The sequence below is a fragment of the Synechococcus sp. RC10A2 genome, assembly GCF_047502605.1.
This window is the reverse complement of record NZ_JANSHP010000114.1, coordinates 15,055-34,359: the sequence shown is the minus strand read 5'-3', so window position 1 is coordinate 34,359 and position 19,305 is coordinate 15,055. Positions and strand designations below refer to the sequence as shown.

Below are 19,305 nucleotides of genomic sequence, written 5' to 3'. Positions count from 1 at the left end.
GGCGAATGCTGCCGCCAACCTGCTTAAGAAAGTCAGCAGAACCTTGGGGCTTTGCGTTAAGGAACTGTCTAGAGGCGCTTTGACAACGCCGTTGCGGGTTCTTTTGTGGACTGCGTAAGAATCCCCCGCCTTTAGGCGGTGGGAGTGTCAAGGTAGCTGTTCGCCGAGAGTGTCGGCAGACGGCTTCTCAGATGCGGAAACTTCTGGTCAGGTTTCACCAAGACAGGGTGGGGGGTGAATCTGAGGAGGAAGTATCTGCTGAGGCAGTTTGAGATTCCTTCACGTCAGCGGGCCGTAGGCCCTGTAGCGGGGGTTGTGGCGTCCCCCCCCCCAGGGCTAGGGCGGCAGGGCAAGCAACCTGCGCCTCAATCGAGGATAAATACCTAGGGATCCTCCGCACAGGGAACGGCAACCTCAGAGGGCGCAGCTTGTCCTAGGCTATCCAAAAAATGCTGCAAGAGCTGAAAGCAAGGTGGGTTGAGGCTGTAGTAGATCCAGCGCCCCTGCTGGCGAGCGTTGACCAACTGCGCATCTCGCAAGGTCTTTAAGTGAAACGAGAGCTTGGATTGGCTTACCTGCAGCTTTTCGCAGAGATCGCAAACGCACAGCTCCCGCCCACGCAACAGTTGCAGCGCGCGCAGGCGAATCGGATCGGAGAGAGCGTGAAATCCCTCCCGTACCTGCTCACACAGCAAATCCTCCTCTACCTTGGCCAACCACGAAACCATCCTTCGACTAGGGTAGCAAGAGCTTTGCGCTCCCGTCGGCAAGCACTCCCCCCACCCCAGTTGCTCCTGGACTGGGAAGGCCGCCATTGCTTTGCAGCACCAGCGCAACCCTAGGCTCGCGCTGCCTCTGATCAGGTCAACCCCGGCAGCAGTTGGTAATGCAACACCTGCGGTGGCCGAGCAAAGTAGGGCTCGAGGAGGGCGCGCCAGCGGACAAAGTTTTCCGATTGGCGGAAGTTAACCAAATGGGCCTCCAGGGATCCCCAGTGTACCAGCAACAGGTATTGCTGAGGGTGCTCTAAACAGCGCTGCAGTTGGTGCTGCCGATAGCCATCGGTCTGTTGTAGGTAGACAAAGGCTTGCGCGATGGCAGCCTCAAAAGCGGCTTCAGAGCCGGGGCTGACTTCAAACTGAGCCACCTCTAGGACAGGCGAAGGGTTCATAGGCTAGGTGTGCAGGCCGCACTCGGTTTTGGCTGTGCCCTTCCAGCGGCCAGAGCGGGGATCCGCTCCCGGCTCCACCGGCGCCGTGCAGTGGATGCAGCCGATGCTGGGATAGTTGCGGTCGTGGAGGGGGTTGTAAGGGATCCCGTGGTCGAGGATGTACTTCCAGACTTGGCCGTTTGTCCAGTCGGCGAGCGGGTTGAGCTTGAGGCGGTTGCGCTTGCCATCCCACTGCACCTTGCCGATATCGGCGCGGGTGGGGGATTGCTCGCGGCGCATCCCCGTAATCCAGGTGGTGCAGTTGGCCAGGGCGCGATTCAGGGGCTCTACCTTGCGGAGGCTGCAGCAGAGGTCAGGGTTGGTGCGGTACAGCTCCGGCTCATATTGCGCCGCCTGCTCTTCGGGGGTGAGCAGCGGTTTGAAGATCTCCAGCTGCAAATGGGGGTAACGGGCCAACACCTGCTGCTGCAGTTGCAGGGTTTCCGGGAAGTGAAAATCGGTATCCAGGAAAAAGGCGCGCACCTGGGGGCGAATGGCCGTGAGCAGATCGATGAGAACCAGATCTTCCGGTCCAAAGCTGCAGGCCAGCACCAGCCCGTCCCCAAACTCCGCAACGGCCCAGGCCAGCAGGTCGCTCGCCGACAAAGGCTCAAATCGCTCGCTCAGAGAAGCTACCTGCGGCTGATACTGCTCTCGTAACGCCTGAGCCGCCAGCTCCCAGTGGCCGGAGGAAGAAAGGGTTGCAGTCATAGGGGGAAGACATCGAATCCAAGGCTCTTTGCCTTTTTAATCTACACTAATTCGGTCAAGGTTTAGGATTTTTGGCTACTGGGCAACGGCGGGCAGGGATCGAGATCCTTTGGCCCGCAGGGGGATTTGTCCCCAGCGATCCCGCCGAACTCCCATGACCAGGCCATGCCAGAGAGGTCTGGGATCCGGCTCCGGCAGGTGAACCCAGTGGTAGCGCAACACCCCTCGCCGTGGGTTGACGTCCAACTCAAACACGCGCAGAGCGGAGACCGGCCCCACCAGAGGCGGCGCTGTCAGGTAGGGGATTCCGTCCTGCACATAGACCTTCGGCACGTGCAGATGTCCACTCAACACTGCCACCACCCGCCCGTGGTCGGCCAAGAGGGTATGCAGAGCTACAGCTTGCTCGCTGCGAAGCCGGTACTTGCGGAACAAAACCGCATCCATTTGGGTGGGGGAGATAAAGGGAGGCTGATGGATGAGCAGGATCAGCCATTCCTCCGGCACCGCTTGTAGATGTTCGCCTAGCCAGCGCAGTTGCGCGGGGCGCAGCACGCCCTGGGGCAGAGGGAACTGGCCCAGGCTGGCATCGAGGGCAATCAAGCGGATCCCAGGCAGGGGGGAAAGGCTGTAATCGACATAGCCTGTGGGGGCAAGGGGCAACGGAAATTGACGTTGGCACCAGCGGATAAATTGCTCCCGGTTGAAGCGCCCCTCCCTCCCCAAGGTGTCGATATCGTGGTTGCCGAGGCTGAGGTAGTAGGGCACCCGCAGTTGGGCGAGGATCTCCTGGAACACCTCAAAGCTCTCCGGATCGGCTTGATCCACCAAATCGCCGGTGAACACCACAAAGTCCAGATCCGGCACTTGGTTGAGATGGGCAACGGCAGCTTCCAACTGGCGGCGGGGGGAATCGGACATCCACCAGCAGCGGCACCCTGTCTCCGGCATTAGGTGAACATCTGAGACTTGGGCAAAGCAAATCCTTTGGGTGGCCATCACCTAGGTACTTATTCACACCTCACGCCCGCATCATAGTCAATAACCGGCTAGAGGGCTATGGGCTTCTCTTAACCTCAGCCAGGATACCCTCACCCCCAGCCCCTCTCCCTTTGGGAGAGGGGAGTTGTGGTTGCTGCGATTTGGAATCGTCACAAATGAGTCTGATTCTTGTTCCGGCGCCGCTGCCGAGCAACTGCTAGGGTATAGCAACACGGATCTTCGACAAGAGGATCCCTCAGTTCAAGCAAGGAGAAAAAATCATGTCTGCTACCACCCTTGTTCGTTGCGCCTGTGACCACTGCAACTGCAGCTTCGAAAGCAGCCAAGGCTATCGCTACGAAGGCCAACTCTACTGCAGCCAAGCCTGTGCCACCCATGACCACGCCCACCCCTCCCCTTGCTGCGTGGCCTCTCACTGCTGTCAATAGCAGGTTGGCAGGGATCGCTCACCCCGGCTTTTGCTTTCCGGGATCCCAAGCTGCTTTTCTCCCTGAGCAGTTTTTGATAGGCTCCCAGGGAGTTTTATTCCTGTCGAGCTTGCATGGAATACCGCTGGGAGCTGCTGCCCACCCCGCCTCAATTTGATCCGGAGCTGAGCCGAGAGTACGGCAAGTATGCGGCCAAGGTGCTGGCTCTGCGGGGGTTGCACAGCCGAGAACAGGCGCGGGCTTTTGTCGATCCTAATCAGTATTCTCCCACGCCAGCGGGATCCCTGCCGGATCTGGAGCGGGCGGTGGCGCGGCTGTTGCAGGCAAGAAAAAGAGGAGAAACCCTCTGCATTTGGGGAGACTTCGACTGCGATGGCGTTACCGCCACCAGCCTCTTGCTCTCGGCGCTACAAACCTTGGGCTTCCGAGTCCAGTTCACTCTACCGCTGCGCAGCACCGAAGGGCATGGCTTGAACCCTCAGCGGCTGCAGCAGGTGCTGGATCAAGGCTGCCAGGTGCTCCTGACGGTGGATTGCGGCATAGGCAATGCTGCCGAGATTGCTCTGGCCCAAGCCCAAGGGGTGGACGTGATCGTGACGGATCACCACGCCCTGCCGGATCCCTTGCCCCCTGCCTATGCGGTGGTCAACCCGCTGCGCCTGCCAGAGGAACACCCGCTGCGCTTTCTGCCGGGGGTGGGGGTGGCCTACAAGCTGGCGGAGGCCCTCTACCAAGCGCTGGGGATCCCTGGTGTAGAAGAGTACCTGGATCTGGTGGCGGTGGGGATCGTGGCCGATGTGGCGGTGTTGCAGCGGGAGTGCCGCTACCTGGTGCAGCGGGGCCTGCCCGTGCTGGCCAACACCCAGCGTCCGGGGCTGCGGGCTCTTTTGGATTGGGTGAGCAACAGCCAATCCTCAGGAACGCCGACAGCCCAGGACATCGCCTTTCGCCTTGCCCCCAAGCTGAACGCCATTGGTCGCTGGGACGATGCCAGCCTAGCGGTGGAGCTGTTGACCACCTCGGATCCGCAGCGGGCCCAGACGCTGGTGGAGCATTTCGTTGCCCTCAATGAGGAGTGTCGGCAACTCACCCAACAGGTTCTGCAAGAGGCCAGCCAACAGGTGGAGAGCTTGGATCTGGCGCGGGAGCGGGCAATTGTTTTGGCCGGAAGCGGCTGGAATCCGGGGGTTTTGGGGATCGCCGCGGCGCGCTTGGCGGAGCAGTACGGTTGCCCGACGGTGTTGATTGCCAAAGACGAGAGGACGGGACGGGGCTATGGTTCGGGCCGCTCGATTCCGGGGGTGAACCTGGTGGAGGCCATCGAGGCTGTGCGTCCCCTCTTGCTGGGGGGAGGCGGCCACCCCATGGCCGCTGGGATCCAAGTGGATCTGTCCTGCCTGGCCGCCGTACAACTGGCTTTGCGGCGGGAGCTGGCCGCGCGGGTCGGCCCGGATCGCCAAGCTCGCGCCTTGGCGGTGGAGATTGTTATCGATTGGGAGCGGTTGGCCTCTCAGGGCCGGGATGGGGTGGCAGAGCTGGACGAGGTGTATCGGCAGTTGCAGCTTCTGCAGCCCTTTGGCCACGGCAACCCCAACCCTGTCGTAGCCTTGATGAACGTTCGCCGCGGCAGCGTCAGGCTGAGGGCTTCCCAGAATGGCCGCCACCTGAAGTTTGAGCTGGGATCCCGTGCCCTCTGGTTTTGGGAAGCCGGCGAAGAGCTGGAGCGGTGGCAAGCATGCCAGGCCTTGGACATCGCCCTGCAGTTGGAAGCCGAGCAGCCCTGGCAGGGCAAAGTGCTGGCGGTGCGCCCCTCTGGCGACTGGCAGGCGCCCACCGTTTCCGCCCCCAGCCTTCGGATCCAGGATTACCGGCAACGCCCCCTGCCGGATTCCCTCCAAGAAGTCTTCCGCTACGATGGGCAGGCCCTTCCTCTCGAGCAAGACTTCCTCCCGTCGGCAAAAACAGCTCTGCTGCTGGCCCGCTGGCCCTGGCTGCCGGCAAATCTAGCCCAACTGCTGCAGCAGGTGCAGCCGCAAACGCTGATCCTGGCCGCTTCTGGTCATCACTGGAAGCGCCTCCCCCACCAAATCGCCCGACTCCAGGAATTGGGGCGGACGGGACAATGGGATCCCCATGTCCTGGCGGCGACAACCGGCTTGCCCTGGCAGTGGCTGGCGGAATTGGAGGGGCCGGAGCAGATCCCAACACGGCTGCTGGGCCGCATTCAAGAATCCCAAGCTTTTCACCGCTGGCTGGACGAAGCCAGCCCCACCCAGATCGCCCAGCTCTGTCAGCGGCTGCTGCGACCGGATCCCCTGCCGGCAGTTGTTTCTCCGAAGTAGAAGACGCCCCCCGGCACCACCATCAGCCAACTTTGGGATTGCGCACTACGCTTAGCCCTGCCGGCTGGAGTTGTGCCTCTTCGGCTCTGTCGGGCAGCGGGCGCAAGGGAGGGCCAAAGCGGCCAACGGCTATGGTGTTGTGCAAAGCCGGGATCCGGCGGATGGATCCCTGGCGTAGGCAGCGGTGCAGGCGGCGCAGCAGGAAGAGGTCAGCCTCGGAGCAATCCTCTTGGAAGACTTTGACGTTAAGTTCGTGTTCCTGAGCAGCGGTAAGCAGACCGGTCATCATGGCAGTTTGAATAATTTGCTGCACAATCGTGCTTTTGATCTCACTCATGGTGGGGATGCTCTTGGATTGAGACTTTTCGCTGGTTTCATTCTCGGCAAGACCCTCTGAAATGGACTCCGCCGAATGGCGGATTGGATATACGCACTTTGCCGGCTTTTTCGCTGCCCAAGATCCCGGGCCTTTCACGGGTTTATAAGCTTCGACTTTGCTCAGATCCCATGCGGAGAGAAACCTAGGATCGGCGATGCGTTAGACTTTCACGTCTAACTCGAAGCCGGAGCAGCAATTGGATACTTAGGGATCCCATTGATGGGGCAGTGCAAAATTAAACTTGCAAATGGCTTGTCTGAACTTGCTTAACTTGGCCGACATCCTATTTTTTCGAGCCACTGTCTGTAGTAATACGGAAACGAAGAGGCCTTGCAACTACCGACAAATGGCGTAGGCCTGTCCAGACTTTACTTTCTGCAATCCCTGCCAAGGGAGAGCTGGCTCCCCCCTCAGGGGGCAGCGCAGCCGTTCTGTGTTAGTTTGGGGGCGTCCTACTTCTGCGATTGGCTGTGTCGGAAAGCCCCCAAAAAGTCGGCTGTGCCGCCCCTTTGGGCTGCTGTGGATGCGGCTGTCTGGGCCTGCTGGCGGTGCTGGGCTTGGGGCTGGCGGGGGCAGGGATCCTGGTCTGGAATGGGATCCGGGCTTCAGGCGCCTATCGCACCTACCAGTTGGCGGTGGAGCGGCTCGAACAGACTGCGGTGGTGGTGGAGCGGCTGGGGGATCCCCTGCGTCCGGGCTGGCCCTCGCGGCTGCGCTTTCAAGAGGATGAGCAAGCCGGCTGGGCCTGTCTGTCCTTTTTGATCACGGGATCCCGGCGCACCGGCGAGGTGGCTGTGGAGTCGGAGCGGGGGGTGGCCGGCTCAGCCTGGCAGTTGCGCCATCTGCAGGTGAAAGTGGATGGGGATCCACAGGCCATACAGATCCTGAAAGGGGAGGGGGGATCCCGCTGTGAACAAGAGGAGCCGGCTGCAGGGGCAGTGCTGCCGACAGGCGAGATCTGAGTAGTTGGACATGCTTAGCCGCGGGTAAAGTCAAAAGGACTCCGTCCCGCTGACGCGAACGGTTGTGGCCCTGGATCCCTATGCGAACAGTTCCCTATCTGCGCTTGCTGCTGCTGTTGGCGCTGTTGGCCTCGTTCGCGGGCCTGATCGTCTGGCTGATCCAATCGTTTTTGGATCTGTACTACGCCACCCGCTACCACCCGATTTTGGGGGGGCTGTTGATCGGGGTGCTGGTGTTGCTGCTGCTGGTGTTTTTGGCCGCTTCCATCTACTACTTGTTTCTGTTCCGCCCCGCCCCTAAAACCGAGAGGCTTCCCAGGCCAGCTCCCCCGGCAACTCCTGCCGAGAAGTGGGAGGCAGCCCGGCGCAACCTGGCGCAACTAGAAGCTCAGATGGCGCAGATCCAGGATCAGGTGGCGCGGGCGGCGCTGGCGGAACGGTCGGCCCGGCTGGCCCAACAGTTGGCCCAGCCGCAACTGAAGGTGGTGGTTTTCGGCACCGGATCGGCGGGCAAAACCTCGCTGGTGAACGCGCTGCTGGGGCGGCGGGTGGGGGCGGTGGGGGCAACGCTGGGCACCACGCAGGCGGTGGCGGTTTACGATTGGGACCTGCCCGGGATCCCCCACCCGGTGCAGATCGTGGACTGTCCGGGCATTTTGGAGATCGGGCCGGCAGGGGCGATGCGGGAAGAGGAGGCGCAGGCCCAGGCCCAAGCTGCCGATCTGCTGCTGGTGGTGGTGGACGGGGATCTGCGCCGGTCGGAGGTGGATCCCTTGCGTCGGTTGATCGCCCTGGGCAAGCGGGCTCTGCTGGTGCTCAACAAAATCGACCGTTACACCCCCGAAGAACGGCGGCTCCTGCTGCAACGGCTGCGGGAACGGGTTTACCCCTTGATCCAACCGGAAGATGTGCTGCCGGCCGCCGCTGCTCCAGCCCCTGTACAGGTGGGATCCCAAACCTGGCAGCCGGAACCGGAGGTGGCGGCGGTGCGGGATCGCGTCCAGGCGGTGCTCTACGCCGAGGGGGGATCCCTGGCGTTGGACAATGCCCTGCTGCAATCCCAGCAACTGGGCGAAGAGGCCAAGCGGATCATCCAGGCGCAGTTGCGCCGCCAGGCGGAGGAGGTGATCGACCGCTTTCAGTGGATCGTGACCGGCGTGGTCTTTGCCAACCCCATCCCGGCGCTGGATCTGCTGGCCATTGCCGCCATCAACGCCCAGATGGTGGTGGAGCTGGGATCCCTCTACGGCTGCAAGATGAACCTGCAGCAGGGGCGGGAGCTGGCCCTGTCGCTGGCCAAGACCCTGGCCGGCCTGGGGCTGGTGGAGGGGGCGCTCCAACTGACCACCGGGCTCCTGGCCACCGTGGCTGAGGTGAGCGTGGTTGGCTTTTTGGCGACAGCCCCCATCCAGGCGGCCAGCGCCGGCTATCTCACCCGCATTGCCGGCAAAAGCTTCATCGAGTATTTCCAGCGCAACCAAAGCTGGGGGGAAGGGGGGATGCAGGCAGTGGTCAAGGCCCAGGTGGAGAGCGCCCAAAAATCGGGCTGGCTCAAGGAGTTTGTCCGCCAGGCCTCAGAACGGGTTTTTCGCCTGCGCTAGTCCTTGTTGGTGGCCTCGACAGCAATGTCCGTCGGCATGAAGGCCAGCTCCATCTGCGCCACGTAGTCGGCGTAGCTGAGGGCGGGCACATCGTCCCATTCCGCCAGGCCGTGCATCCGCTTCGACCACTCGATAAAGGGGGCAGGGTAGGCGTAGGTCAAGCTGGGATCCGCCAGCACCTCTTTGGGCAGCGGCGGAACCGACTTGAGCACGGCCAGCAACGCCGGCGGTCTGTAAATGACCACGCGGGCGGCTTCGATCTGCTCCGGGGAAACCTTGAACTTGGCAGCGATGAACGAAATTACTTTGGAAAGGGCCATCCCCCACCCTCAACTTGGCCTGTACAGCTAGATCGCCGCAAGGGCAAGCAGTCGACCACGGGAATCCCACCGGGGATCCCTTGCTGCAGATTGTTGTTGCCCGCTATCCTAGTAAAGCCGAAAAATTGGGGAAACAGGTGAGCCGTGGCTAAAAAAAGCATGATCGAGCGGGAGAAAAAGCGCCAACGCTTGGTCGAAAAATACCGGGAGAAGCGCCAACAACTCAAGGCGGCCATGGCCGATCCCAACATCGACCAGGCCACCCGCATGGAGCTGCACGCCCAACTGCAAAAACTCCCTCGGGCCAGCTCGCCCACCCGCCTGCGCAACCGCTGCTGGAAAACCGGGCGTCCCCGCGGCTATTTCCGGGATTTCGGCCTCTGCCGCAACAGCCTGCGGGAAATGGCCCACCGCGGCCTGCTGCCGGGCGTGGTCAAGGCAAGCTGGTAGAGCCAAGCTTGCCAGCCGCTGGTTACAACCCCGCCCGCAGGAGCGGAGCGTTGCGAGCGAAAACCAGGCTGCTGGCCGTCTCAGTCGAGGGGAGGGCATCTCCTGTCTCCGAGGGGGGTGGAGTTTGCTCAGGGCTGGTCGGCCAGCGGCGCTGGTTGAGATGTCAAAAACTTTTGTCTTCAGGCGAGGGAAGTATCTCAGCCGGGCGGCTGCTCTCGCCAAGTTAGCGAGGGATCCCTGTGGCCCTAGAGCCTTTCCAGATCTGCGACGAAGATCTCACCCCCGAAGTGGCAGAGGCGCTGGCCGGGGAAACCCTCTTGGCTGTGGACACCGAAACAATGGGGCTGATCCCACAGCGGGACAGGCTCTGTGTGGTGCAAATAGCCAACGCTGCCGGCGAGGTGGTGCTGCTGCGGCTGAGCCGCGGCGTGAAGCAGGCCCCCCATTTGGCGCGGCTGCTGACGGATCCCAACATCGAAAAGATCTTCCATTACGCCCGTTTTGACCTGGCCATGCTGCGCTACCACTTGGGGATCCAGGCCTGGCCGGTCTTCTGCACCAAAATTGCCAGCAAGCTGGCCCGCACCTACACCAGCAAGCACAGCCTGAAGGACGTGGTGGGCGAGCTGTGCGGGGTGGAGCTGAATAAAACTGCCCAGAGCTCCGACTGGGGAAACGTCCAGGCCCTCTCGCCGGAGCAGTTGGAGTACGCGGCCAACGATGTTCGTTACTTGATCCCGGTGCGCCACAAGTTGGCCCAAATGCTGCAGCGGGAAGAGCGCTGGGAGCTGGCACAGCGCTGTTTTCAACACCTCCCCACCCTGGTGGAGCTGGATCTGCTGGGATATGGCAACGTCTTCGAGCACCAGTAGCGAAGGCCCTCAGTTGGCCAAGTCGGGGAAGGTGGCCCGCACCGCCGGGTGGATGAGCTTGCCGCCGCAGAGGTTGAGCCCCTTGGCCAGGGCCGGGTCCTGCTCCAAGGCGGCGCTCAAGCCGAGGTTGGCCAACTTGAAGATGTAAGGGAGGGTGGCGTTGACCAGCGCCTGGGTCGAGGTCCAGGGGACGGCCCCCGGCATGTTGGGAACCCCGTAGTGCAAGACTCCATAGGCTTCGTAAACCGGCTGGGCATGGGTGGTGGCCTTGGTGGTGGCGATGCACCCCCCCTGATCCACGGCCACATCCACGATCAAAGAGCGGGGCCGCATCTGGGCCACCAGCTCTTCCTTCACCAAAACCGGGGCGCGTCTGCCCGGCACCAACACCGCTCCCACCACCAGGTCGGCCTCGCGGACACATTCCTCGATGCTTTGGGCGGTGCTGTAGAGCAGCTCCACCCGCGAGCCGAAGATCAGCTCCAGCTCGTTGAGGCGCTGCAGGTTGATGTCCAAAATCTGCACCCGTGCCCCCAGGCCAACGGCCATCTTGGCCGCCTCAGTGCCCACGGTTCCCCCGCCCAGGATCACCACCCGCCCCGGCGGCACCCCCGGGATCCCGCCCAGCAACACGCCCCGCCCCCCCTGCTGTCGGGTCAGGTAATGGGCGCCAAACTGCACCGAGAGCCGCCCAGCGATCATGCTCATGGGCGCCAACAAAGGCAGGGATCCATCGGCCAGCTCCACCGTCTCGTAGGCCAGGCAGGTGGCCCCCGAACGCAGCAGGGCCTGAGTCAGCTCGCGGCTGGCCGCCAGGTGCAAATAGGTAAACAGGATCAGATCCGGGTGGAGCAGGGGATACTCGGCGGGCAGGGGCTCTTTGACCTTCACCACCAACTGCTGCCGGTAGATCTCCTCAGGGGTGGCGGCCAGCTTGGCCCCCGCTTTTTGGTAGTCTTCGTCGCTAAAGCCCGCCCCCTGGCCAGCTTGGGTCTCCACCCACACCTGGTGCCCCTGCTCCGTCAGAGCCCGCACCGCCGCCGGCGTCAGGCCAACGCGAAACTCCTGCTCCTTGATCTCTTTGGGCACACCAATGCGCATAGGGATCCCCATAGGGCTGTCTTCCAGTCTAGACAGACCAGCGCTGGGATGGGATCCCTGGCCGACGGGGGGCGGCAGGAATTGTAAAGTTTTGTGCGCAATCTGTCGGGGCGAGCCGTTGTTAGCTTTCCCCTGGCAACACCAGGCTTTAAGAGGAATCTAGAACTGCTTGCCCAAATTGACCCAAAAACGTGACATAATGCCCTCAAAACAGCGAATTTCCCGACTTGCGCTTATCCGGCGAAGCAGTGTTAATATCTGTTTCGGGAAGTCTCCGTACTCCCTCGCAAACGCACCTTGAAAACCTTATGGATTCAGCCTTTTCCGGGGGTAGGGTTGATCCCTACCTTTTCCCCGCAAGGGGACGGAAACGTAGCGGGTTCGTGCGCTTTCACCCCAGAACATTGAGATCGGTTGATCCCTACCTTTTCCCCGCAAGGGGACGGAAACATCACGGACAATGACGGTGATTACCGGTTCCATCAAGTGTTGATCCCTACCTTTTCCCCGCAAGGGGACGGAAACAGGTACACTCTCGGATTACTAATGAAAAAATAGAGTGTTGATCCCTACCTTTTCCCCGCAAGGGGACGGAAACTCGTCCTCAACAGACTCTACGGTCCAGTCCATGTGATTAAGTTGATCCCTACCTTTTCCCCGCAAGGGGACGGAAACGTCACCACCTCATTAATGGTGTGTGGGGTCAAATTAAGTTGATCCCTACCTTTTCCCCGCAAGGGGACGGAAACCCCAGTGTGACCCCAACTTTGGGGAGTACTGGGATGAGTAGTTGATCCCTACCTTTTCCCCGCAAGGGGACGGAAACTTTCCCTCGAGCTGGGTTATGAAAAAGACCCGGCAGCTGTGCAGTTGATCCCTACCTTTTCCCCGCAAGGGGACGGAAACACTGCCAAAGTTGAGCTGTACTAGAGGCTAAGCCCAGAGTGTTGATCCCTACCTTTTCCCCGCAAGGGGACGGAAACCTTTCTGTACGCGAACTTGTTCAGAATCCACTCAGGGAGTTGATCCCTACCTTTTCCCCGCAAGGGGACGGAAACTTTTCATTTTGTACCTCCCTTTACAGGGATAAAGGAACACCGTTGATCCCTACCTTTTCCCCGCAAGGGGACGGAAACTATAGGGCTCCGGTGGATCCCTGGTTAGGTCGGGGGTTGCTCTGCCCAGAAGGGATCCCTAGCGCAGGAAGCGGGCCAACAGCAGCAGGCCGAGGCCGCCGAAGAGGATGTTGAAGCTCCAGGCTGCCGCCCAGGGGGGAAGGGCTCCTGCTTCGCCCAGGCTGCGAGACACACTCAGCACCACGTAGTAGGCAAACACCAACAGGATCCCGAAGACGACACCCCCATAGCGGCCCACCCGCCGCGCAGTGGTGGATCCCAGGGGAAGGGAGATCAAGACGGCAAAAAAGCTGGCCAAGGGCAGGGAAAAGCGCATGTGGAACTCGGTGCGCAGGGGCTGGGTATTGAGGTTGGAGCGGGCCAGGCGGGAGATGCGCTCCGCCAGCTCCGGCAGGCTCAGCTCGTTGGGCGGAACCGGCGGCTGCATCAGGGCGGCCAGATCTTGGGAGACCTCTAGCGGCTTGCGGTCGAAGGGCTCTTCGGCCAGGCTGAGGCCGTCAGGGCCGTAGCGGTGGGTCACCCCTTCGCTGAGGGTCCAGTCCAGGCCATTCCACACCGCCTGGGCCGCCAGGGTCACCTCTGCCAACTGGTACTTGCCCCCCGGCAAGGGATCCACCTGCAAGATGGTGACATCCTGCATGGTGTTCAGCCGCGGATCCACCTGGCGGATGAAAAACCAGAGGTTGTCTTCCGTCCCGCCAACGCGGGCGGTTCTGAAAAAGACGTCGTATTGCACCGGGGTGGTGGCCCGGGCCAGGAGCGCCTGCTGGTCGATCTGGCGGATTTCTCGTTTGCTGGCCGGCAGGAGCACGTTGCTGATCCAAAAAGCGCTCAGGCTCATGAGCAGCCCCACCAGCAACAGGGGACGAAAAATGCGCGTAAACGGGATCCCGGCTGCCCGCATGGCGGTAATCTCGCTGTTGCCGCTCAGCTTGCCCAAGGTGAGCATGGTGGCAAAAAAAGCGGCGATGGGCATGCCCAGCAGCACCATCTCCGGCAGATCCAAAATGAGAAGGCGCAACACCGTCAGGGGCGGCACGGATCCCTCGACCAGCCGCTCGGCCAAGGTAAAGAGCCGGCCTGCCAAAAGCAGCAGGGTTCCCCCAGCTATACCGGCCAGCACCGGCGTGAGCATCTGCCCAAACAGGTAGCGCTCCAGCAGCCAGAACTTGGTGAGCAAGCGGGCCATGTCCAACAATTGAGGGATTGGGGCTATTTCAGGCTAGCTTGAACGGTTCTCCGGCAGGCCCTCACCCCCAGCCCCTCTCCCAGAGGGAGAGGGGAGCTGGGATCAACTCACAAGCTGTTTCATGGCTGTTTGCCATGACCATGGCAGCGCTGGCGTTGAACCCAGGTTTGCCGGCCATTGGCTCTGGATCAAGGCCTCCGGGAGGCCGGCGGCTCGGCAGGAGGGGGTAAGGGCTCGGTTTCGCCGCCGGGATCCAAACGGCTGGCCGAGGAGTTGAGGGGAAGCGGGGGCTCAGGATCCAGCTTGGCTCCCCAGGCGGCCAGGTAGGCTCTTTGTTCGGGGGAAAGGCGACGCACCCGGCGAAAGTCCGCGCCGGCCACGATGGCGCCGGCGTAGGCCCCGCTTTTAAAATCGGGCTTTTTTCCTGGCTGAGCCGGAGAAGCCGTCTGCAGGGATCCCACAAACAAGAGGGCGCGGTAGAGATCGGCGCCGCGCAGGTCGGCATTGCGCAGGTTGGCCCCGCAGAGGTTGGTGTGGCTGAGGTCGCAATCCCGCAGGTTGGCTCTTTCCAGGCTGGCCTCGCTGAAGTCCACCCCCCGCAGCAGGGTGCCATGCAGGTCGGCCCCTTCCAGCATGGTGCCCAGATTCACCACCCGGATCCCGTTGAGGCGATCCCGCTGGTAGCCGCCTTTGCCGTCCAGGATGGGCCGGCCCAGGTGTTCGTCGCGGCGCAGGGGGCTAAGCAAGTTAGCGGTGGAGAGGAAGCGCAGGATCTTGGCTTTGCCAAAGCGATCCACGCCGTTGAGGAGCGCCGCCGTGCGCCCGGCCGCAATGGCCCGCTCCAGGGGCCAGTCGTCCAACTGCCCGTCAGGGGAGAGAACCAGGTTGGAGATGCCCTCGAAGTAGGCGTCGATGGTCTGCTGCTGGGTGATGATGTTCTGCTGGATGGTGAGGTCGCGGGAGATGACGTACTGCCGCCAGGCGATGTAGGCGGCCAGGAGGGCGATCAGGATCTGACCTGTAGCCCCGAACACCTCGCCCAAAGCCCCGATGGCCTCCCAGCTCAGGGATCCCAGGGCCGAGAAGGCTCCACTCCAGACCAATCCTCCCATCACCGCCAAGCCGAGAGCTGCTGCCGCCCACCCCAGGCTGGGCCAGGTGGTCAGCCACTGCCAGAGGTCGCGCCCGATCTGCACCCAGAGCGGCTGCCCCCACCAGCCGGCCAGGCCCAGCCAAGCCAGCACCGCCCCCCAGCCCAGGGCCGGCTGCCCTGCCCACTGGCCCAGCAGCAGCAGCAGGGCTGGGATCCCCAACAACAGCAGGTTGAGCAGGGGGCGCCCAGACGAGAGGGAAGCCAGCGGCAACTCTTGGGAGGAGCCTTCGCGGGCAAGGGCTTCGTCGGTCATGGCAAGGGTATACTCTAGGGGTAGCGTTGGATCTACAAAAAGAAGCCTGCGTCAGTCCGTATTTGGAGTTGGGGAAGAGGGCAGGATCCTGCCTGTCAGGTTTGGTAGGATAGCCTCGACCCTCCTTCCTTGTCTGGCCCAGCCTGGTGTGGGGATGACTCCTATGATCTCTTCCTTATCGTTCATCCGTCTGCAGAAATCCGGCGAACACCAATTTACAGCAGTCCTGCCTGACTTGCGGTTGCAGCGTCACGGCTCCGCGACGCTGACGCGACTGGCCACCTCTTTGCTGTTGAGCACCAGCTTACTGCTGGCGGCAGGAAGGGATCCCAGTTGGGCGCAAACTTCCCTGGACACCGGCCTTTTGGAGAAGCAGGCCCTGCCCCAAGCGCCGCCGCTGCCGGACGACCGCCCCGCCATTTTTGTGGATGCCGCCAATGGCAGCGATACCCAAGGGGATGGATCCCGCAACAACCCCTTCAAGACCATCACCCATGCCATCAGCCGGGCGCCAGCCGGCAGCATCATCCAGCTTCTGCCGGGGGTGTACAGCGCAGAAAGCGGCGAAGTCTTCCCCATCCGCCTCAAGGCCGGCCTTATCTTGCGCGGGGACGAGTCCACCTTGGGAGAGGGCTACCTGATCGATGGCGGCGGCACCTACATGAGCCCGACCTTGGCCCGGCAAAACGTTGCCCTGCTGGCAGAGACCGGCTCAGAGGTGCGGGGGGTTACCCTGCGCAACCAGGGTCGGCGCGGCTACGCCCTCTGGGTAGAATCGGCTTCCCCACGCATTCTCAACAACAGCTTTGTGGGCAGCATCCACGACGGCATTTTCATCGCCGGCGCCTCCAACCCCTGGATAGAAGGCAACCGCTTCTACAAAAACGGGGCCAACGGCATCTCCGTCTTGGGCACCTCCCAGCCCACCATTGTCAACAACCTCTTCCAAGAGACCGGCTTTGGCCTCACCATCGACCAGCGCTCGGCGCCGATTGTGCGCAACAACCGCATCCTGCAAAACCGCACCGGCATTGTGGTCGGCGGCAGCGCCCGTCCCATCCTGCGCAACAATCTCATTGCCCGCAACCTGGAGACTGGCCTGACAGCTATCACCACCGCCCAGCCAGATTTGGGCACGGCTTCGGATCCGGGCAACAACATTTTTGAGGGCAACGGCCAGTACGACATCCTCAACGCCACCCGCAGTCTGCGCCTCAACGCCAACGGCAACCAACTGGCAGGCAAAACCAAAGGGGAACTGGATCTGGCCGGCCAGACCACGGTGGCTGCGCTGCCCAGCAACGCCCCGCCACCCATTGCGGCAGGCGGCTTGACGCTGCCCACAACTCCGCAGGCCGAGCCTCCGGCTCCCAGCAGGGATCCCCAGCCGGCGGCGGCCTCTCCCACCTTGCCGGTGGTGACGGTGCCCCAATCGACTGCCCCCGTTCCCCCTCCTGCAGCGGGATCGGGAGGGCGCATTTTGCCCAGTGCCCCCCCTCAGCCGGCAGGCGCTCAACCCCAGGAGTTTGTTGCCGTCCCCTTCACCCCCGATGGCTCCACCACGCCTGCCCAACCGGTTGAGCCTGCTCCTGCCACTCCCGTCCGCCAGCAATCTGTGGCTCCTCTCACGGATATTACTACCCTCCTGCCACCCCCGGCTCGCCGACAAGCGGGCAGCAGCCCAACAACCCCCCCTGTTCCCGTTGCCGCGGCTCCAGAACCGGCGGTAGCCCCAGCAGAGTCGGCCACCCGCTTTCGTGTGCTGGTGACCCCCAAGGGCAGCGACGATTTGCAGCGGCTGCGGCAGCTCGTCCCCGAAGCGGTGGAGACCGTGTTCAACGGCAGGAGGGTGCTGCAGGCCGGCCTCTACGACAGCCGCAGCCAGGCCCAGTCAGTCTTGGATCGGCTGTTGGACGCCGGCTTTGACGCGGTGGCGGAGATGATCTTCCGTTGACCTCACTGCCCAGGGATCCCCCCCGGCAGGATAGGAACTCCCCAGCAGGGAATGTATGATGCCTAGCACGGCTTTTTCCAGAGCAATGGGGAGGAAAGCCGTGCCGTCAGGTTGTCCTGGGGATCAGCCAGGGCAAGCAATGGGGAAAGTCCGGTGCAAATCCGGCGCTGTGCCGCAACTGTGATGGGCTGAGGCCCTCAGTCAGGATGCCCGCCTGCGGCTTTGGCTCAAAGCTTAGCCCTTCCGCGTCGCACGGAAGCAGGAGCAACCGGATGAAAGTAACTGTATGTCTCAGCCTTGGGCTGGGGATCTTGAGTTTGGGGATCCCGGCCTGGGGGCAGGCAATCTTGGATACCGGCCTCAGCGCCGAGATTTTGAATCAACCCGTCACCACCCCGTTTCGCCGTCCCGGCCTGCTGCGAGAGTCTTCCCGCCCAGTCTATGTCATCACCCGCCAGCAGATGCGCCAGCAAGGGGCAAGGACGGTGCAGGAAGCCCTGCGCTACTTGCCCGGGATCCTCAGCGATGGCACAGCGGGAACTCAGTTGGGAGCTCTTAGCTCTCAATTCATGCGAGGGGCGCGAACGGCGCAGGTATTGGTGCTCTTGGATGGCCGCCCTCTCAACGATCTGGGTTTTTTCGGGGGGTTTGACCTCTCGCAAATCACCACCGATGTCGTCGAGCGAATTGAAGTCTCCCCCGGCGGCGGCTCTACCCTGTACGGCTCAGACGCCGTTGGCGGCGTGATCAACATCGTCACGGTGGAGCCGCAGCCAGAAACGGAGACGGTGCTGGAAGCGGCGGTCGGCAGCTACGGTCTCAATGAGCAAGGGATCCAAAGTCGCGGCCAAGCCCAGGATCTGGGCTGGGTGCTCAGCTATCGCCGTCTGCAAAGTAACAACGACTTTCCCTTTGCCATTGAGCGGCTGGGCAAGTCAGGCAGGCGGGAAAACTCGGCGGTGGAGTACCACAACTTGCAGGCCAAGCTCACCTGGCAACTGGCCGAAGATCAAGTCCTAACAGCCAACGCCCTCTACCTCAACAAAGCCTTTCGCGTGCCCGGCAGTGTAGAGTTTCCCTCTCCCGACGCAGAGCAAAACACCAACGATCTGCTGCTGGATCTCAGTTGGCTGTGGACTCAGGAAACAGGATCCCTGCAGGCAAGAGTCTTTTTGGACGATCTCAACTACCGCTTCAGCGCTCCGCAAAGCCAGGGATCCCGCGACGTCATCTTGCGCAATGGCTGGGGATCCCAGCTTCAATATGCTTGGCAGGCCGGCGAAAACCTAGAGGGAGTTTTGGGGGCAGATTATCGCTCTATCTCAGCCCGCAATACGACTTTTTCTTTTGCCAGGGGTTCTGCCAATATCAACTACGACGATACGGTTAACCAGGGGGCCCTGTTTGCCCGCCTGGACTACAGCCCGGATCCCCAGTTCCACCTCGACCTGGGCATCCGTCAGGACTTCAGCAGTTTGGCCAACGGCTCGGCCACCTCGCCGGCTGTGGGGATCCGGTGGGCAGTTGCCGAGGGAACTACCTTGAGGGCCAGCTACGCCGGCAGCTTTCGCACCCCCTTGATCTCGGAATTGTTCTTTCGGCTGCGCGGCTTTTTTGAAGTGGATGGCAACCCCAATCTCCGCCCAGAGCGAGGGGAAAGCTTTGACATTGGCTTAGATCAAGCCTTGGGAGATTTTGGCCTGCTGCGCTTAACTTTTGCCCACAACCGCATCCGCGATGGCATCACCTTTGTCAGCCTTGGGCCGCGCCGGGGAACCTATGAAAATATCGGGCTGGTCGAATATACCGGCCTGGAAGCGGCTTTAGATTTGCGTTTGGGGGAAAACTGGACGCTTTTTGCCAACTACACCCTCAATGATCCCATCATCCGCGCTGCCCTTAACCCGGCCACAGTTGGCAAAGAGCTAGCCTTTGTAGGAGCCGATAGCTTCAATCTAGGCCTAAGCTACCGCCACGAGCAGGGCTGGTACGGCTCGATTTTGGTCCATCACATTGGGAGCTTTTTTACCAACAATGCCAATACGGAATCCCTGCCAGGCTACACCACCGTGGCTCTGCGCGGCGGGATCCCGTTGGCTGAGGCCCTGAGCCTAGAGTTGGGGATCGACAACCTGCTGGATGAGCAGTATGAAGTTTTCCCCGGCTATCCCGGAGTTGGCCGCACGCTGAGGGTGAACTTGCGGGGGCAATTTTAGCGATATCCCAGGCTGTTTTTAACTCT

Annotated in this window: 17 protein-coding genes, 1 CRISPR repeat array and 1 riboswitch; of the genes, 8 read left to right on the top strand and 9 right to left on the bottom strand. The window is 61.9% G+C overall.

Annotated features, from left to right (window positions below; all coding sequences use genetic code 11):
* Positions 1-383 precede the first annotated feature (383 nt).
* From NW848_RS15710 to NW848_RS15695, 4 genes are all read right to left on the bottom strand, one after another.
* Positions 384-728: an ArsR/SmtB family transcription factor gene (locus tag NW848_RS15710; RefSeq protein WP_414402808.1), complete on the bottom strand. Its 345-nt coding sequence runs from the start codon at positions 726-728 to the stop codon at positions 384-386.
* A 131-nt stretch (positions 729-859) separates the two neighbouring features.
* On the bottom strand, positions 860-1,171 hold the full coding sequence (locus tag NW848_RS15705; protein ID WP_099812213.1) for an antibiotic biosynthesis monooxygenase family protein: 312 nt from the start codon (positions 1,169-1,171) through the stop codon (positions 860-862).
* Between the two features lie 3 nt (positions 1,172-1,174).
* Positions 1,175-1,921: a phosphoadenylyl-sulfate reductase gene (locus tag NW848_RS15700; RefSeq protein ID WP_011429995.1), complete on the bottom strand. Its 747-nt coding sequence runs from the start codon at positions 1,919-1,921 to the stop codon at positions 1,175-1,177.
* Between the two features lie 75 nt (positions 1,922-1,996).
* Positions 1,997-2,920: a metallophosphoesterase family protein gene (locus NW848_RS15695; RefSeq protein ID WP_011429994.1), complete on the bottom strand. Its 924-nt coding sequence runs from the start codon at positions 2,918-2,920 to the stop codon at positions 1,997-1,999.
* Between the two features lie 263 nt (positions 2,921-3,183).
* Here NW848_RS15695 and NW848_RS15690 point away from each other — a divergent pair, with 263 nt between their 5' ends.
* Both NW848_RS15690 and recJ read left to right on the top strand, forming a co-directional pair.
* The gene (locus NW848_RS15690) at positions 3,184-3,351 is read left to right on the top strand and encodes a hypothetical protein (RefSeq protein ID WP_083759159.1); all 168 of its coding nucleotides are present in this window, start codon (positions 3,184-3,186) and stop codon (positions 3,349-3,351) included.
* Between the two features lie 113 nt (positions 3,352-3,464).
* On the top strand, positions 3,465-5,693 hold the full coding sequence (gene recJ, locus NW848_RS15685) for a single-stranded-DNA-specific exonuclease RecJ (RefSeq protein ID WP_099812214.1): 2,229 nt from the start codon (positions 3,465-3,467) through the stop codon (positions 5,691-5,693).
* Between the two features lie 22 nt (positions 5,694-5,715).
* Here the strand turns inward: recJ and NW848_RS15680 are convergent, their stop codons facing one another.
* Positions 5,716-6,030, bottom strand: coding sequence for a hypothetical protein (locus tag NW848_RS15680; protein WP_041438224.1), 315 nt, complete (start codon positions 6,028-6,030; stop codon positions 5,716-5,718).
* A 512-nt stretch (positions 6,031-6,542) separates the two neighbouring features.
* On the opposite strand from NW848_RS15680, the gene NW848_RS15675 reads away from it, so the two are divergent.
* Both NW848_RS15675 and NW848_RS15670 read left to right on the top strand, forming a co-directional pair.
* The gene (locus tag NW848_RS15675) at positions 6,543-7,034 is read left to right on the top strand and encodes a cytochrome c oxidase assembly factor Coa1 family protein (RefSeq protein WP_011429990.1); all 492 of its coding nucleotides are present in this window, start codon (positions 6,543-6,545) and stop codon (positions 7,032-7,034) included.
* A gap of 80 nt (positions 7,035-7,114) precedes the next feature.
* Positions 7,115-8,635: a YcjF family protein gene (locus NW848_RS15670; RefSeq protein WP_011429989.1), complete on the top strand. Its 1,521-nt coding sequence runs from the start codon at positions 7,115-7,117 to the stop codon at positions 8,633-8,635.
* Here NW848_RS15670 and NW848_RS15665 read toward each other — a convergent pair.
* Entirely contained in the window at positions 8,632-8,955 is a 324-nt protein-coding gene (locus NW848_RS15665) for a hypothetical protein (protein WP_011429988.1), read from the bottom strand. The two genes, NW848_RS15670 and NW848_RS15665, sit on opposite strands and share 4 nt — an antisense overlap.
* A gap of 144 nt (positions 8,956-9,099) precedes the next feature.
* Between NW848_RS15665 and rpsN the strand changes: the two genes are divergently transcribed.
* Together rpsN and NW848_RS15655 are read left to right on the top strand one after the other, a co-directional pair.
* Positions 9,100-9,405, top strand: coding sequence for a 30S ribosomal protein S14 (gene rpsN, locus NW848_RS15660; protein ID WP_011429986.1), 306 nt, complete (start codon positions 9,100-9,102; stop codon positions 9,403-9,405).
* A gap of 239 nt (positions 9,406-9,644) precedes the next feature.
* Positions 9,645-10,277: a ribonuclease D gene (locus NW848_RS15655; RefSeq protein ID WP_011429985.1), complete on the top strand. Its 633-nt coding sequence runs from the start codon at positions 9,645-9,647 to the stop codon at positions 10,275-10,277.
* A gap of 9 nt (positions 10,278-10,286) precedes the next feature.
* Here NW848_RS15655 and ald read toward each other — a convergent pair whose 3' ends face one another.
* The 3 genes from ald to NW848_RS15640 all read right to left on the bottom strand — a co-directional run bounded on the left by ald (position 10,287) and on the right by NW848_RS15640 (position 15,109).
* Positions 10,287-11,378 carry an alanine dehydrogenase gene (ald, locus tag NW848_RS15650; protein ID WP_414402809.1) on the bottom strand — a complete coding sequence of 364 codons (1,092 nt, stop codon included), beginning with the start codon at positions 11,376-11,378 and terminating at the stop codon, positions 10,287-10,289.
* A 335-nt stretch (positions 11,379-11,713) separates the two neighbouring features.
* Positions 11,714-12,514: a CRISPR direct-repeat array (repeat unit 37 nt; unit sequence GTTGATCCCTACCTTTTCCCCGCAAGGGGACGGAAAC).
* 58 nt (positions 12,515-12,572) lie between these two features.
* Entirely contained in the window at positions 12,573-13,703 is a 1,131-nt protein-coding gene (locus NW848_RS15645; RefSeq protein WP_011429983.1) for an LptF/LptG family permease, read from the bottom strand.
* 188 nt (positions 13,704-13,891) lie between these two features.
* Positions 13,892-15,109 carry a pentapeptide repeat-containing protein gene (locus NW848_RS15640; protein ID WP_011429982.1) on the bottom strand — a complete coding sequence of 406 codons (1,218 nt, stop codon included), beginning with the start codon at positions 15,107-15,109 and terminating at the stop codon, positions 13,892-13,894.
* Positions 15,110-15,272: 163 nt separating this feature from the next.
* Between NW848_RS15640 and NW848_RS15635 the strand changes: the two genes are divergently transcribed.
* Together NW848_RS15635 and NW848_RS15630 are read left to right on the top strand one after the other, a co-directional pair.
* Entirely contained in the window at positions 15,273-17,063 is a 1,791-nt protein-coding gene (locus NW848_RS15635) for a DUF1565 domain-containing protein (protein ID WP_414508242.1), read from the top strand.
* Positions 17,064-17,154: 91 nt separating this feature from the next.
* Positions 17,155-17,296, top strand: a riboswitch (cobalamin riboswitch).
* A gap of 39 nt (positions 17,297-17,335) precedes the next feature.
* Positions 17,336-19,279 carry a TonB-dependent receptor gene (locus NW848_RS15630; protein WP_414390375.1) on the top strand — a complete coding sequence of 648 codons (1,944 nt, stop codon included), beginning with the start codon at positions 17,336-17,338 and terminating at the stop codon, positions 19,277-19,279.
* The last annotated feature ends 26 nt before the right edge of the window (positions 19,280-19,305 follow it).

Bases quoted from the DNA above. Each gene is read 5' to 3' on its own strand.
- NW848_RS15710 (WP_414402808.1), bottom strand. From the start codon at position 728: ATGGTTTCGTGGTTGGCCAAGGTAGAGGAGGATTTGCTGTGTGAGCAG.
- NW848_RS15705 (WP_099812213.1), bottom strand. From the start codon at position 1,171: ATGAACCCTTCGCCTGTCCTAGAGGTGGCTCAGTTTGAAGTCAGCCCC.
- NW848_RS15700 (WP_011429995.1), bottom strand. From the start codon at position 1,921: ATGACTGCAACCCTTTCTTCCTCCGGCCACTGGGAGCTGGCGGCTCAG.
- NW848_RS15695 (WP_011429994.1), bottom strand. From the start codon at position 2,920: ATGGCCACCCAAAGGATTTGCTTTGCCCAAGTCTCAGATGTTCACCTA.
- NW848_RS15690 (WP_083759159.1), top strand. From the start codon at position 3,184: ATGTCTGCTACCACCCTTGTTCGTTGCGCCTGTGACCACTGCAACTGC.
- recJ (WP_099812214.1), top strand. From the start codon at position 3,465: ATGGAATACCGCTGGGAGCTGCTGCCCACCCCGCCTCAATTTGATCCG.
- NW848_RS15680 (WP_041438224.1), bottom strand. From the start codon at position 6,030: ATGAGTGAGATCAAAAGCACGATTGTGCAGCAAATTATTCAAACTGCC.
- NW848_RS15670 (WP_011429989.1), top strand. From the start codon at position 7,115: ATGCGAACAGTTCCCTATCTGCGCTTGCTGCTGCTGTTGGCGCTGTTG.
- NW848_RS15665 (WP_011429988.1), bottom strand. From the start codon at position 8,955: ATGGCCCTTTCCAAAGTAATTTCGTTCATCGCTGCCAAGTTCAAGGTT.
- ald (WP_414402809.1), bottom strand. From the start codon at position 11,378: ATGCGCATTGGTGTGCCCAAAGAGATCAAGGAGCAGGAGTTTCGCGTT.
- NW848_RS15645 (WP_011429983.1), bottom strand. From the start codon at position 13,703: ATGGCCCGCTTGCTCACCAAGTTCTGGCTGCTGGAGCGCTACCTGTTT.
- NW848_RS15640 (WP_011429982.1), bottom strand. From the start codon at position 15,109: ATGACCGACGAAGCCCTTGCCCGCGAAGGCTCCTCCCAAGAGTTGCCG.
- NW848_RS15635 (WP_414508242.1), top strand. From the start codon at position 15,273: ATGATCTCTTCCTTATCGTTCATCCGTCTGCAGAAATCCGGCGAACAC.
- NW848_RS15630 (WP_414390375.1), top strand. From the start codon at position 17,336: ATGAAAGTAACTGTATGTCTCAGCCTTGGGCTGGGGATCTTGAGTTTG.